This is a genomic window from Psychrobacillus sp. FSL H8-0484, assembly GCF_038005325.1.
Classification (GTDB): domain Bacteria; phylum Bacillota; class Bacilli; order Bacillales_A; family Planococcaceae; genus Psychrobacillus.
This window is the reverse complement of the sequence record NZ_JBBOSZ010000001.1, coordinates 2,699,306-2,714,551: the sequence shown is the minus strand read 5'-3', so window position 1 is coordinate 2,714,551 and position 15,246 is coordinate 2,699,306. Positions and strand designations below refer to the sequence as shown.

Sequence of the window (15,246 nt, the reverse complement as noted above, 5' to 3'; positions counted from 1 at the left end):
AGGAATGCCTATAAAAAATCTACATAGAATCTTTTCTTTTTCATTTTGCTCTCACAATGTCACAAATTATTCACCTATTTTACGTTATAATAAAGTTTAACTATAAGTAGCAAGGAGATCTAGTATGATTTCAGATAAATGGGCACAAATAACAAACAATAATTTATCCGATGTGTATTTATTATGTGGAACGGAAGCTTATTTTATTGAAGAAACATTGAAAAGAATTAAAAGACAGTTAAAGGAAAATGGGGAAGCAGAGGTTATTTCCTTTGATTTAGAAGAAAAAAATGTAGAAGAAGTAATGTATGAAGCAGATACTCTCCCTTTTTTCTCTGATAAAAAACTAGTCATTGCAAAAAATGCATTTTTCTTAAAAGCGACGGAAAAAGGAAAAGAGAAAATAATGCATGATACGACTGAATTAGAAAAATGGTTGCAGAGTCCTTCGCCAACGGCAGTTACCATTTTTATAGCACCTTATGAGAAGCTAGATGAACGAAAAAAAATAACGAAAGCAATGAAACAGTATGCAAATGTGATAGAAGCAATAAGTTTGCAAGCGCATGATTTAAAAAGTTGGGTATTACATGAAGTTTCGACATATGGAAAAACAATGTCTGAAGAAGCAATTAATTGCTTGATTGAACTTGGAGGTACGGATTTAGTTCACTTACAAACGGAGTTAGTAAAAATAGCGACGTATATAGGGGAAGATCAAGAAATTGACGCAGATACAGTGAAGCAATTATTAGTTCGAACTTTAGAGCAGGATGTATTCACATTAGGGAACGCTTATCTAGCAGGAAATAAAAGCGAAGCAATTGAAATTTACCATGATTTGTTGAAGCGTAAAGAGGATCCATTGAAGTTAAATGCATTAATTGCCACACAAGTAAGACTAATGGTGCAAGTAAGCCATTTAAAGAAAAAAGGATACCATGCACAGCAAATTGCCAATCAGCTTAAGGTGCATCCTTATCGAGTAAAATTATTATTTGACAATCCAATGCTGCATAATGAACAAAAGCTACTTCGCACATTAAATGATATAGCGACAGTTGATTTGCAACTGAAAACATTAAGTATAAATCGTGAGAGAATTTTAGAGTTGTTTTTATTAAAATGAAATTGTGACTAAATATTGACAAATAAATAAAGACTGGCCGAATAGAATCGGACCAGTCTTCTTTATTTTACGCTTTTTTCATTAATTGAGCTTTCTTACGACTAGCTGCGTTTTTATGAATTAAACCTTTTGAAGCTGCTTTTTCAACTTGTTGAATTGCAGTTTTAATAAGTTCTTTTGCGTTTTCATCGTTATTAAGTGCAGCGTTATCAGCTTTTTTCACAGCAGTACGCATCGCTGATTTAGCTTTTGCATTTTGAGCGTTTAACTTCTCATTTGTCTTAACACGTTTAATTGCAGATTTAATGTTTGGCATACCTTTCACCTCCTAATAAGGTCTGAGATGATACATTTTTTGTTGAAACTGTATTATACAACAAGCATTATTTTAACAAACGAAAAAACAAATTGCAATATATAAATGCAAAGAATATTTACTTGACACATCGTGCAAACTAATTTGGAGGTGAATTTTATGTGGGGACGAACAGATTTGTTAGATGAATCGGAAGAAATGGTCAAACATCGAACAAAAGATGAGAAAGACACTTTAAAAGAATCAGAAGGCATTATCTTTGAAGAAAGTCGAGAAGGTCCTGTTTTAATAACATCTATTGAAGTAAACGAGGAAGGAGAAAAAAAGCTAGGAAAGAAAAAAGGGAAATATATTACGTTAACGGACTTGACCGTTAGCCCAGATGAGGAACAAAGCTTTCAAAACTTAGAAAAATTATTCACGCGTAAGCTACAAGAGATGCATGAACATATTAAGTTAACCAAATCCTCTAAAATACTAATTATTGGGCTTGGGAATGCCACAATTACACCTGATGCTATTGGGCCTAAGGCAATCGAATACTTGCAAGGTTCGTCATTGACTCAAAATGAACAGGTTAAAGTAGTCATGTACGCACCAGGGGTGACCGGACAAACTGGATTTGAAACAAGTGATTTTATTGAAGCTATTAGCAAGGCATTTCAGCCAGATTTAATCCTTGTTTTAGATGCACTTGCTGCAAGGAATAGTGAACGACTATGTAAAACGATTCAGCTTACAAATACCGGTATTCATCCTGGGTCGGGTGTAGGAAATCAGCGAAAGGAAGTATCGGAAGAGGTGTATGGTGTTCCTGTTACAGCAATAGGAATACCCATGGTTGTCGACGGACCTGTCTTATATGCGGATGCAATGGAGCATGTTATTCATTATATTGCATCTAAGGTAGAAGAAAAAGGTAGGCCTTCATCTGCATTAGCAGTTACGCCGATGGTTTCAAGTAAAAAAACTTCCATAGATAAAACTGTTTTACAACCAATTTTCGGCGAATGGGTTACATGGTCAACGGATGAAAAAAGAAAATTGTTTGAGGAAGTATTTGTCGGAAAAAATCCATCTTTATTTGTCACTCCAAAAGAAACAGATGCCTGGGTTGAACAATACGCTTATTTGCTTTCCTCTGGGTTAGAAACATGGATAACAGGTAGATGATGTCGTTCTAAAATTCCACTTCTCCACATACGATTGTGTGAGGAGAGTGGAACTTATGGCAAATTCCCTAAAGAATTTAACAAGCATTTTATTACTTTTATTTTTAGCTCCCATTATCATAGCGACAATCCAGACACCTCTTTTATCGGCACCAACTGAAGAAAAGAAGAAAGAGGACACGCCAGTAGTATATGCAGCACAATTAGAGGCCAAGCCAACTGTAGCAGAAATAATAGCCCCTAAAAAAGCATTTGTTTTATTTACCCATTCGCACGAAGCCTATCTGCCTATACTTGCTTCACAAGGAGAAAAAGTTGCAGTTTATCATCCTGCAAATAATATAACTTCCTTTCAAGATCAAATAAATGATCAATTTGCATTTCATCAAATAGAAACGAAGTTTTTAGAAAATCATAATCCAAAAGAGATGGATGATTATGCTACTGTCAGACCGCTTGTTCAAGATGCATTAGCACATAATGAATATGATATTGTCTTAGATATTCACAGAGACGCAATGAAATCGAAAGTAACTACCCTTCAAACTGGAGAGGAAAGCTATGCGAAGATTCTGTTTGTTATTGGAGGAGAACACGATAACTATAAATGGAATGAGCAACTTGCTAATAATCTCTCGGATGAATTAAATAAATTAGTACCCGGGATATCACGAGGAGTTATGGTTAAAGCCGGTAAAGGTGTTGATGGGGTTTACAATCAAGACATCGCTAAAAATCTATTAGTGATGGAGCTTGGAGGTGTTGACAACACCGAACAAGAGTTAAATCGTTCCATCGCTATTTTAGCAAAAGCCATTTCTAATTTGTTCAATCAACAACTACCTTCTTAAAACAAAAAGAGATTGAGCGGAGAAAATGGAGGACCTAAAAAGTCTATTATTATTCATTTCATAGCGAGTTCTTGAACGACAAGTTGTTCAAGAACTCGCTTTTTTTGTTTAAATAAAACTTCTAGGTGATTCCGTTGCAGGATAATAATCACTTTGTTGATGGAAGCGGCAGGCGGCGACTCCAGCGGGATGAGTGAGACAGATAAGCCATCACAAACGACGCGTGCGGCGGTGATGGCTTATCGCTCACCCCGCGGAAAGCGTCCGCCTATAGCGGAAATCAACTATACTTTATTTCACTTAAAATAATATTTCTTTAGTTTCCTTTAATATTGTTCGTGTTTTTTTATGTTAATTGGAATTATGAAATTGATTCAAACAAAAGAAGAAATATTGATTGCACTTCCTGTTCAAACTGTTGAGTAACTCAGATTGTCTTACGAACAGAATTTTGGTAAGATTAAAGTCTGGCAAAAAAAGATGAAAATAACGAACAAATACATAGAAAAAATATTTTGAATAACAGACTTAATGATTATGCGTTACTTAGACGCGAGTTGTCTGTTATAATTCATAGTAGTTTAATTAGGAGTGAACAAGCATGAACAATGAAGATAGAATCGCGCGACAGAAGAAGATTCGTAATTTTTCCATTATCGCGCATATTGACCACGGAAAATCGACTTTAGCCGATCGTATTTTAGAAAAAACGAAAACATTAACTTCACGAGAAATGAAAGACCAATTGTTAGATTCCATGGACTTAGAGCGTGAAAGAGGTATTACCATAAAGTTAAATGCTGTTCAATTAACATACACTGCAAAAGACGGAGAAGAGTATATCTTTCATCTAATCGATACTCCTGGGCACGTAGACTTTACGTACGAAGTGTCTAGAAGTTTAGCAGCATGTGAAGGTGCAATTCTTGTAGTGGATGCAGCACAAGGAATTGAAGCCCAAACACTAGCAAATGTTTATTTAGCATTAGATAATGATTTGGAAATATTACCGGTTATCAATAAAATCGATTTACCTGCAGCCGATCCAGAACGTGTAAGAGGAGAAGTGGAAGAAGTAATTGGACTTGATGCTTCTGAAGCAGTGCTTGCATCTGCAAAAGCAGGAATCGGTATTGAAGAAATTTTAGAACAAATTGTAGAAAAAGTTCCTGCACCAACAGGGGATCCTTCCGCGCCTTTAAAAGCATTGATCTTCGATTCCTTATTTGACCCTTACCGAGGCGTAATTGTGTATATTCGAATTATGGAAGGTACAGTGAAACCAGGGGACACGATAAAAATGATGTCATCTGGTAAAGAATTCGAAGTCGTGGAAACAGGCGTATTTACACCAAAAACGACACAACGCTCAGAGTTGACAGTTGGAGACGTAGGATTCTTAACAGCATCGATGAAACATGTAGGAGATTCCAGTGTCGGGGATACAATTACATTAGCTTCTAACCCTGCAACAGAAGCGTTAGCTGGATATCGCAAAATGAACCCTATGGTATTCTGTGGATTATATCCGATTGATAACACGAAATACGTAGATTTACGTGATGCATTAGAAAAATTACAACTGAATGACTCTGCACTAGAGTTCGAACCAGAAACTTCTCAGGCGTTAGGCTTTGGGTATCGTTGTGGATTCTTAGGATTACTTCATATGGAAATCATCCAAGAGCGTATCGAACGCGAATTCAAAATTGATTTAATCACAACTGCACCAAGCGTTATTTATGACGTGAAGTTAACGAATGGTGAAGTAATCAAAGTAGACAACCCTTCTATGATGCCAGATGTGCAAAAAGTGGAAGCAATTGAAGAACCTTATGTAAAAGCATCGATTATGGTTCCGGAAGATTACGTTGGTTCTGTAATGGAGCTATGCCAACGTAAACGTGGAAACTTTATCACGATGGATTTCTTGTCTAAGGCGCGTGTTAATATCATTTATGAGATTCCATTATCTGAAATCGTATATGACTTCTTTGATTCATTAAAATCAAGCACAAAAGGCTATGCATCTTTTGATTATGACTTGATTGGATACAAAGAATCGAAATTAGTGAAAATGGATATCTTATTGAATAGTGAAAAGGTAGATGCTTTAAGCTTTATCGTGCATCGTGATTTTGCTTACGAGCGAGGAAAACTTATCGTTGAAAAACTAAAAGCGTTGATTCCAAGACAACAGTTCGAAGTACCAGTACAAGCAGCAATCGGTCAAAAAATCGTTGCTCGTTCAACGATTAAATCGGTTGGTAAAAACGTTTTAGCTAAATGTTATGGTGGAGATATTTCACGTAAACGTAAACTTCTTGATAAACAAAAAGAAGGTAAAAAGCGTATGAAACAAGTAGGGTCTGTTGAAGTGCCACAAGAGGCATTTATGGCAGTACTTAAGATGGACGAACCGAATAAATAAGAAAACCGGAAAGGGGGCACTAGTAGCCTCCTTTTTCTTTTATCCAGTTGTGACTTGTAGAAAAATCCTAGTTCAACTATCATTCAAGGAAATTAAACACTAGATGAAGTTGTGCTTTATATAGAAAGTAGGAATGATTATGGTACGAGGTGTATATATACATATTCCTTTTTGTCATCAAATTTGTAATTACTGTGATTTCAATAAATTTTTCTTTCATAATCAACCAGTCGATGAATACATTGAATCTCTTGGAAAAGAAATGGCTTTATGGACAGATGATTTAAAAAAGGCAAAGATTGAAACTATTTTTATCGGTGGAGGAACGCCTACTTCATTATCACTAGAACAATTAGAACGTTTATTTACACTCATCCACATGTATATTCCAATGGAACAAGTTATAGAATTCACATCGGAAGCAAATCCGGATGAAATCACGCTTGAGAAAATGCAACTTATGCGCAAATTTGGTGTGAATAGATTAAGTATGGGAGTGCAAACTTTTGATCAAGACTTGTTGAAAGTTCTTGGAAGAACACATTCCAATGAGCATGTTTATGAAGTGATTGAATTCGCAAAACAAACAGATTTTCCATCCATAAGTATCGATTTAATGTATGGCTTACCAAATCAAACGATGGAACAGTGGAAAGCATCTTTACAAGAAGCTTTTCGTCTAAAGATCCCACATATTTCAGCCTACTCATTATTAGTAGAACCGAAAACAATTTTTTATAATTTATTATCAAAGGGAAAGCTATCGTTACCAGGAGAAGATTTGGAAGCGGAAATGTATGGCTATTTGTTGGACGAGATGAAGCAGAACAGTTATCTACAATATGAAATAAGTAATTTTTCGTTGGAAGGCAAAGCTTCCCAACATAATTTACTCTATTGGAACAACGACGAATATATTGGATTGGGAGCAGGAGCACACGGTTATGTAAATGGTGTGAGATATTCTAATCACGGTCCTTTAAAAAAGTATATGCAAACAATCGATTCTGGTGAAAAACCACTGATGATGCAAAAAGAAGTAACACAGATAGAGAAAATGGAAGAAGAAATGTTTTTAGGATTGCGAAAAAATGCAGGGGTCTCCTTAGAAAGATTTGAAGAAAGATACGGACAAACTCTCCCACAAGTGTACGGTGAACAATTGGAAGAGTTGCTTCGAAAAGAATTAATCAAAATGGAAAATAACTTTGTAAAATTAACGACTCGTGGACGCTTTATGGGGAATGAAGTGTTTCAATATTTTCTTAAATAAATGGCTCTGTTTAATTGGCTGTTGCCTCGAGGAGGCTTGGCAGTTCGTTCGAGCAAAGCGAGCGGATTTTCGGTAGGTAACAACATGATCGCTTAACTTAGCTAAATAAATAAAACTAAATCGTTGACAGTTATCTATAGATTTGATAAATTTTATATGAGTATTAGCACTCTCTATAGACGAGTGCTAACAGAGGTGATGATCATGCTAACTAATCGGCAATTATTAATATTGCAAGTAACGGTAGATGATTTTATTGAAACCGCTCAGCCAGTGGGATCTCGCCAACTTTCGAAAAAGGAGGAAGTTTCATTTAGTCCTGCTACTATTCGAAACGATATGGCGGATTTAGAAGATATGGGTTTTTTAGAAAAAACGCATACATCGTCTGGCCGCGTCCCTTCAGAAAAGGGCTATCGTTATTATGTAGACAATTTGTTAACTCCCCAACGGATTACCAAAGACGAGATTAACCAGATTCGTTCTGTTTTTCAGGAACGGATGGGCGAGACGGAGCAAATAATTCGAAAATCGGCAAATATTCTTTCCGAATTAACGAATTATACCTCTATTATGTTAGGCTTAGATGTTAGAAAGCATCGTGTTAAAAGGTTTTCCATTGTTCCATTAACGGATGATTCCGCTGTTGCAATCATTGTGACAGATAGTGGGCATGTAGAAAATCGCGTATTTTCCATCCCGGAAAGTTTTACTGCATCTGACATTGAACGTATGGTTAATTTAATCAATGAACATTTAGTTGGTGTTCATTTACATGAGCTTCCAGCAAAATTAGATGCTGTCACATTATCGGTCTTGCGTCAAAACAGCGGTCGTTTAAATAATCTTCTAGGTTCATTAAACAAAGCTATGACAATCGAACATGAGGACAAAGTATACTACGGCGGAAAAATGCAATTGTTAAATCAACCTGAATTTAATGATTTAGAAAAAGCACGAAGTATCATGTATTGGATGGATCATGTAAATCAAATACCGGGACTTTTCCATTTAGAGAAAAAGGGAATTCAAATTCGAATCGGTTCAGAAAATAACCAACTAGGAATGGAAGATTGTAGTATTATTACTGCGTCCTATGAAATTGGGGATGAACAGATGGGTTCAATTGCAATCATTGGGCCTACTCGTATGGATTACAAACGAGTTGTTTCCTTGCTTGACGTAATGAGTGGAGATTTATCTCGGGAATTGTCCAAAATATTACATGGCCCACATGGATAAAGGAGAGTTGCTAGTAATGGAAAAAGAAAAAGATGAAATAGTTCTAGGACAAGAAATTGTGGAAGAACAACAAGAAACAGAAGCTACTGAAGTACTGGTAGAAGAAGAAATCGATGAATTGACACTTGTAAAGCAAGAACTTGACGAAGAAAAAGACAAAGCGATTCGTTTAAGAGCGGACTTTGAAAATTACAAACGTCGAGTTCAATTAGATAAGGAAGCCGATTATAAATATCGTGCTCAATCCGTATTAACGGAAATTTTGCCGGTGCTTGATAATCTAGAGCGTGCCCTTGCTGTTGAAGCAACAACAGAAGAAGCTGTTTCTTTAACAAAAGGTGTAGAGATGGTTTATCGTTCGTTATTAAGTGCAGTTTCAACAGAAGGCTTAGAGCCTATTGAAGCAGAAGGGGTTTCATTCGATCCTAATTTTCACCAAGCAGTTATGCAAGAAAAAGACGATTCTAAAGAATCTGGTATCGTGCTTCAAGAACTGCAAAAAGGGTATAAGTTGAAAGATAGAGTACTTCGCCCAACGATGGTTAAAGTAAACGAATAACAATCAGTCTTTTGAAATGCAGTTTATATAATAAAAAAATATTAATGATATCTCATATATCAGTTATATATTAGGAGGAAAAACGTATGTCTAAAATTATTGGTATTGACTTAGGAACAACAAACTCATGTGTATCTGTACTAGAAGGTGGAGAACCAAAAGTAATTCCGAATCCAGAAGGTAACCGCACAACTCCATCAGTTGTAGCATTCAAAAACGGCGAAAAACAAGTTGGGGAAGTAGCGAAGCGTCAATCTATCACTAACCCAAACACAATTGCATCTGTTAAACGTTTAATGGGTACAAATGAAAAAGTAACAGCAGAAGATAAAGAATATACACCACAAGAAGTATCTGCAATGATTCTTCAGTATTTAAAAGGATTTGCAGAAGAATATCTAGGAGAAAAAGTAACTAAAGCAGTAATTACTGTTCCTGCTTACTTCAATGATGCTGAACGTCAAGCTACAAAAGATGCTGGTCGTATTGCTGGTCTTGAAGTGGAACGTATTATTAACGAACCTACTGCGGCTGCACTTGCATACGGTTTAGATAAAATGGACCATGATGAAAAAATTCTTGTATACGATTTAGGTGGCGGTACATTTGACGTATCTATCCTAGAACTTGGTGATGGCGTATTTGAAGTACTAGCAACTGCTGGTGATAACCGTCTAGGTGGAGATGACTTTGACCAAGTATTAATGGACTATTTAGTACAAGAGTTCAAAAAAGAAAACGGCATTGATTTATCAAAAGATAAAATGGCTGTTCAACGTTTGAAAGACGCTGCTGAAAAAGCGAAAAAAGATCTTTCTGGTGTTACTTCAACTCAAATTTCACTTCCATTCATCACTGCAGGCGAAGCTGGACCACTTCACTTAGAAGTTACAATGACTCGTGCGAAATTTGATGATTTAACAGCTCACTTAGTAGAGCGTACAATGGTACCAACTCGTCAAGCAATGAAAGATGCTGGATTATCAGCTTCACAAATTGATAAAGTTATTCTTGTAGGTGGATCTACTCGTATTCCTTCTGTACAAGAAGCTATTAAGAAAGAAACTGGGAAAGAACCACATAAAGGTGTAAATCCAGATGAAGTAGTAGCAATGGGTGCTGCTGTTCAAGGTGGAGTATTAACAGGAGATGTGAAAGACGTTGTTCTTCTTGACGTTACACCACTTTCATTAGGTATTGAAACAATGGGCGGCGTATTCACGAAGTTAATTGACCGTAATACAACTATCCCAACATCAAAATCTCAAACGTTCTCCACTGCAGCGGATAACCAACCGGCAGTAGATATTCACGTATTACAAGGTGAACGTCCGATGGCGACTGACAACAAAACACTTGGTCGTTTCCAACTTGCGGATATTCCACCAGCACCACGTGGTGTACCACAAATCGAAGTTACATTTGATATCGACAAAAATGGTATTGTAAATGTTAAAGCGAAAGATTTAGGAACGCAAAAAGAACAAAATATTACAATCCAATCAAACTCTTCTCTCTCTGACGAAGAAATCGAACGTATGGTAAAAGAAGCAGAAGCGAACGCTGAAGCAGATAAAGTTCGTAAAGAAGAAGCAGAAGTGAAAAATGAAGCGGATCAATTAGTATTTATGACTGAAAAAACTCTAAAAGACCTAGAAGATAAAGTGTCTGAAGAAGAGAAAAAGTCTGCTGAAGATGCAAAAGAAGAGTTAAAAGCTGCACTTGAAGCTGGAAACCTAGAAGAAATCAAAACGAAAAAAGATAAATTAAATGAAATCGTTCAACAACTTACAATGAAGCTTTATGAACAAGCTCAAGCAGATGCTGCAAATGCAGGTCAAGCTGGTGGACCATCTGATGACGGTGTTGTCGATGCAGAATTTGAAGAAGTAAACGACGATAAAGACAAGTAAGAATGTCAACAGAAAAAGTCAAAGACCGTTTTCGGCTTTGGCTTTTTCAATGTTAAATAAGATAATGGTAAAATTTCTATTTGTTTTGCTATTCGGATTTTGTCCATGTTACAATAATTTTTATGTGTACGTTAACAGAGCAGGAGAGTGAACTATGAATAAACGTGATTATTATGAGGTACTAGGCGTTTCAAAAAGTGCTTCTCAAGATGAAATTAAAAAAGCTTATCGTAAGCTTTCTAAGCAATACCATCCAGATATTAACAAAGAAGCTAATGCAGAAGATAAATTCAAAGAAATTTCAGAAGCATATGAAGTATTAAGTGACGAGCAAAAACGTGCAGGGTATGATCAATTTGGTCACGCTGGTCCAAATCAAGGCTTTGGTGGTGGATTCAGTGGTGGAGACGGCTTTGGATTTGAAGATATTTTCAGTTCGTTCTTCGGAGGCGGAGGTTCTAGAAGACGTGATCCAAATGCTCCGAGAAAAGGAAATGACCTTCAATATTCTATGACAATTGAATTTGAAGAAGCTGTTTTTGGGAAAGAAAAAGAAATTGAAATTGCCAAAGAAGAATCATGTGAAACATGTAAAGGTACTGGTGCTAAACCAGGCACGCATCCTGAAACATGTACACACTGTAATGGCAATGGTCAAGTGAATGTTACACAAGACACACCATTTGGTCGTATTCAAACTAAACGTGCTTGTAATCACTGTTCTGGAACTGGAAAAATGATTAAAGAAAAATGTTCTACTTGTTCTGGTAAAGGTACGGTTAATAAACGCAAAAAAATTAAAGTTACAATTCCTGCAGGTGTTGATGATGGTCAACAACTTCGCGTAAGCGGTCAGGGAGAACCAGGTGTTAATGGTGGTCCAGCTGGAGACTTATATGTAGTATTCCGAGTAAAAGCAGATCCTCGATTTGAACGTGACGGCGACGATATTTACTATGAACTTCCATTAACATTTGCTCAAGCGGCACTTGGAGATGAAATTGAAGTTCCGACGGTTCAAGGGAAAGTGAAACTAAAAATTCCTGCTGGTACTCAATCACAAACGCAATTCCGACTAAAAGGAAAAGGCGTAAAAAATGTTCACGGGTATGGCATAGGTGACCAACATGTTGTTGTCAAAGTTATTACTCCGAAAAAATTAACAGAAAAACAAAAGCAATTGCTACGCGAATTTGCCGAAATCAGTGGGGATATTCCTGAAGAGCAAGGTAGCTCATTATTTGATAAAATTAAAAGAACGATAAAAGGCGAATAAAGGAGTTGGCGCAAGTGAAATGGTCTGAACTATCCATTCATACTACGAATGAAGCAGTGGAGGCAATTAGTAATATTTTGCATGAAGCTGGTGCAAGTGGAGTAGTTATTGAGGATTCAGAAGAGTTAGTAAGAGAACGAGAAGATGTTTTTGGAGAAATCTACAGCTTAAATCCAGATGATTTTCCAGTAGATGGTGTTCGAATAAAAGCTTATTTAGCCGAAACAAGTTTTTTATTAGAAACAGTGGAAGAGATCAAACTTGCGATTAACAACTTACTAAACTTTAATATCGACCTTGGACATAATATTCTTACTATACAAGAAGTAGATGAAGAAGATTGGGCAACTGCATGGAAAAAGTATTATCATCCTGTGAAAATATCGAACCGTTTTACAATTGTTCCAACATGGGAAGACTATGAGCGTGTCAATTCAGATGAATTGATTATCGAATTAGATCCAGGTATGGCTTTTGGTACAGGTACTCACCCAACAACTGTTATGTGTTTACAAGCACTTGAAAAAACAGTACAGCCTAACTCAAGCGTGATTGATGTAGGCACTGGTTCTGGGGTACTTTCAATTGGAGCAGCTAAACTAGGCGCTACTGCTATTCATGCACTTGACTTAGATGAAGTAGCTGTTAAATCTGCAAAAGAAAATATTCAGCTAAATAAGGTAGAACACTTAGTGCAGGTAACGCATGGTAATTTACTAGATAATGTGAAGGAACAAGCAGATATTGTTGTGGCTAATATTTTAGCAGAAATTATTATGACTTTTACAGACGATGCATTTTCGATTGTTAAAAAAGGTGGATTATTCATCACATCCGGCATTATTGCAACGAAAAAAGAGGATGTTCGCAATTCCTTGCAGCAATCTGGCTTCGAAATAGAAGAAGTGATGATGATGGAAGACTGGGTAACAATCATTTCTAAGAAGCCTGTTCAATAAAGGAGATTGTCATGCAACGTTATTTTACGAATGAAACTATCCAAGAAAATAATACAGTGACAATTTCAGGTGATGACGCGCATCATATGATTCAGGTGATGCGCATGTCTCCTGGAGATCAAGTATATGTAGTGGCAGATAGTAAGACGTATACGATGACGATTGTGGAAGGTACTTCTAAATCTGTCCTTCTACAAGTAGTTGAAATGCATGGGCAATCCAATGAAATGCCTATTAAAGTTTCTCTCGTCTGTGGTCTTCCAAAAGGTGATAAATTAGAATTGATCACGCAAAAAGCAACTGAATTAGGTATGCATACGCTTTATCCGTTTGAAGCTAAACGCTCTATTGTGAAATGGGATAAACAAAAAAATGAGAAAAAAATTGCGCGCTTACAAAAGATTGCTAAAGAAGCGGCAGAGCAATCTCACCGTTCATTTATCCCACATATACATAATCCAATCTCTTTAAAAGAGCTTTTGGAAATTTCTAAAGCATATGATGTGAGATTTGTTGCGGATGAAGAAGATGCGAAGCTAGAAGACCGACAAAAATTTGCGGACCAATTGAAAAAAGTATATGATAAACAATCGATACTGATCGTTTTTGGCCCAGAAGGCGGACTCGATCGTCAGGAAGTAAAACATTTACTAGAAAATGATTTTCAACCAATCGCTCTTGGACCAAGGATTTTACGAACAGAAACCGCTCCGCTATATGCGCTAGCTGCAATTTCCTATGAATATGAATGAAAGAGGTGTAAGGACTTGTCATCCGTTGCATTCCATACATTAGGCTGTAAAGTTAATCATTATGAAACAGAAGCTATATGGCAATTATTTAAAGAAAATGGTTATGACCGTACAGAGTTCGAAAAACAATCAGATGTTTATGTCATCAATACATGTACCGTAACTAATACTGGTGATAAAAAGAGTAGACAAGTAATTCGTCGTGCTGTTCGCCAAAATCCAGATGCAGTTATTTGTGTAACTGGTTGCTATGCACAAACTTCTCCCGCTGAAATTATGGCGATTCCAGGAGTAGATATTGTTGTAGGAACACAAGAACGCACAAAAATGCTGGAGTATATTGAGCAGTACAAAACCGAACGTAAACCAATTAATGCTGTCGGCAATATTATGAAAAATCGTGTTTATGAGGAGTTAGATGTTCCTGCCTTTACGGATCGCACTCGTGCATCATTAAAGATTCAGGAAGGTTGTAATAATTTCTGTACGTTTTGTATTATTCCTTGGGCTCGTGGACTAATGCGTTCTCGAGATCCAGAAGAAGTTGTTCGACAAGCACAACAATTGGTGGACGCTGGATATTTAGAAATTGTTTTGACTGGTATTCATACAGGTGGTTACGGAGAAGATTTAAAAGATTATAATTTAGCACAGCTTTTAAGAGATATCGAAGCAAATGTAAAGGGGTTAAAGCGACTTCGCATTAGTTCGATTGAAGCAAGTCAATTATCAGATGAAGTAATTGATGTATTAAGTGAATCGAAAATTGTTGTTAGGCATTTGCATATTCCCATACAATCTGGTTCAGATACGGTATTAAAAAGAATGCGTAGAAAATATACAATGGAGTTTTTTGCAAATCGATTAGATCGCTTAAGAGAAGCTCTGCCTGATTTAGCTATTACATCTGACGTGATTGTTGGCTTCCCAGGAGAAACAGAAGAAGAATTTATGGAAACGTTTAGTTTTATTCGTGATCAAAAGTTCTCTGAGCTTCATGTTTTTCCATATTCTAAGCGTACAGGTACACCTGCCGCAAGAATGGATGACCAAGTAGACGAAGATGTGAAAAATGAACGTGTTCACCGTTTAATTACGTTGAATGACCAACTAGCAGCGGAATATGCTGCCAGATTTGAAGGCAAAGTCCTAGAGATTATCCCAGAAGAAAAACATAACTTAGATGGCAAAGCTAATTTAGTTGAAGGATACACGGATAATTATTTGAAGGTTGTTATTCCTGGCACAGATGATTTAATTGGAAAGCTAGTCCGTGTGAAAATCACAAAAGCTGGTTATCCATATAATGAAGGTCAATTTGTCCGTGTACTAGATCATGTGGAAGAATTAGTTTAACCAATAAGCCTCCGATG

The 15,246-nt window shown here is 36.6% G+C and carries 13 protein-coding genes; 12 read left to right on the top strand and 1 reads right to left on the bottom strand.

What is annotated here, in order from left to right:
* Positions 1–124 precede the first annotated feature (124 nt).
* Complete coding sequence (gene holA / locus MHH81_RS13200) at positions 125–1,129, top strand: DNA polymerase III subunit delta (protein ID WP_340921967.1); 1,005 nt, start codon at positions 125–127, stop codon at positions 1,127–1,129.
* 67 nt (positions 1,130–1,196) lie between these two features.
* Here the strand turns inward: holA and rpsT are convergent, their stop codons facing one another.
* Positions 1,197–1,445 (bottom strand): 30S ribosomal protein S20, encoded by a 249-nt coding sequence (rpsT, locus tag MHH81_RS13195; RefSeq protein ID WP_340921965.1) that lies wholly within the window; start codon positions 1,443–1,445, stop codon positions 1,197–1,199.
* Between the two features lie 159 nt (positions 1,446–1,604).
* Here rpsT and gpr point away from each other — a divergent pair, with 159 nt between their 5' ends.
* The 11 genes from gpr to mtaB all read left to right on the top strand — a co-directional run bounded on the left by gpr (position 1,605) and on the right by mtaB (position 15,229).
* Positions 1,605–2,618 carry a GPR endopeptidase gene (gpr, locus tag MHH81_RS13190; protein ID WP_340921963.1) on the top strand — a complete coding sequence of 338 codons (1,014 nt, stop codon included), beginning with the start codon at positions 1,605–1,607 and terminating at the stop codon, positions 2,616–2,618.
* Positions 2,619–2,673: 55 nt separating this feature from the next.
* Positions 2,674–3,468 carry a stage II sporulation protein P gene (gene spoIIP / locus MHH81_RS13185; protein ID WP_340921960.1) on the top strand — a complete coding sequence of 265 codons (795 nt, stop codon included), beginning with the start codon at positions 2,674–2,676 and terminating at the stop codon, positions 3,466–3,468.
* 601 nt (positions 3,469–4,069) lie between these two features.
* Positions 4,070–5,899, top strand: coding sequence for a translation elongation factor 4 (lepA, locus tag MHH81_RS13180; protein ID WP_340921958.1), 1,830 nt, complete (start codon positions 4,070–4,072; stop codon positions 5,897–5,899).
* A 139-nt stretch (positions 5,900–6,038) separates the two neighbouring features.
* Positions 6,039–7,172, top strand: coding sequence for a radical SAM family heme chaperone HemW (hemW, locus tag MHH81_RS13175; protein ID WP_340921956.1), 1,134 nt, complete (start codon positions 6,039–6,041; stop codon positions 7,170–7,172).
* 204 nt (positions 7,173–7,376) lie between these two features.
* On the top strand, positions 7,377–8,414 hold the full coding sequence (gene hrcA / locus MHH81_RS13170) for a heat-inducible transcriptional repressor HrcA (RefSeq protein WP_340921954.1): 1,038 nt from the start codon (positions 7,377–7,379) through the stop codon (positions 8,412–8,414).
* A complete protein-coding gene (gene grpE, locus MHH81_RS13165; protein WP_445678093.1) occupies positions 8,407–8,973 on the top strand; it encodes a nucleotide exchange factor GrpE in 567 nt (188 codons plus the stop codon). The genes hrcA and grpE overlap by 8 nt, the downstream gene beginning before the upstream one ends.
* 86 nt (positions 8,974–9,059) lie before the next feature.
* A complete protein-coding gene (gene dnaK, locus MHH81_RS13160; protein ID WP_340921950.1) occupies positions 9,060–10,886 on the top strand; it encodes a molecular chaperone DnaK in 1,827 nt (608 codons plus the stop codon).
* 154 nt (positions 10,887–11,040) lie between these two features.
* Positions 11,041–12,162 (top strand): molecular chaperone DnaJ, encoded by a 1,122-nt coding sequence (gene dnaJ, locus MHH81_RS13155; protein ID WP_340921948.1) that lies wholly within the window; start codon positions 11,041–11,043, stop codon positions 12,160–12,162.
* A gap of 14 nt (positions 12,163–12,176) precedes the next feature.
* On the top strand, positions 12,177–13,121 hold the full coding sequence (gene prmA, locus MHH81_RS13150; RefSeq protein WP_340921947.1) for a 50S ribosomal protein L11 methyltransferase: 945 nt from the start codon (positions 12,177–12,179) through the stop codon (positions 13,119–13,121).
* Positions 13,122–13,132: 11 nt separating this feature from the next.
* The gene (locus MHH81_RS13145) at positions 13,133–13,873 is read left to right on the top strand and encodes a 16S rRNA (uracil(1498)-N(3))-methyltransferase (RefSeq protein WP_340921945.1); all 741 of its coding nucleotides are present in this window, start codon (positions 13,133–13,135) and stop codon (positions 13,871–13,873) included.
* A gap of 15 nt (positions 13,874–13,888) precedes the next feature.
* Complete coding sequence (gene mtaB, locus MHH81_RS13140; protein ID WP_340921943.1) at positions 13,889–15,229, top strand: tRNA (N(6)-L-threonylcarbamoyladenosine(37)-C(2))-methylthiotransferase MtaB; 1,341 nt, start codon at positions 13,889–13,891, stop codon at positions 15,227–15,229.
* Positions 15,230–15,246 lie beyond the last annotated feature (17 nt).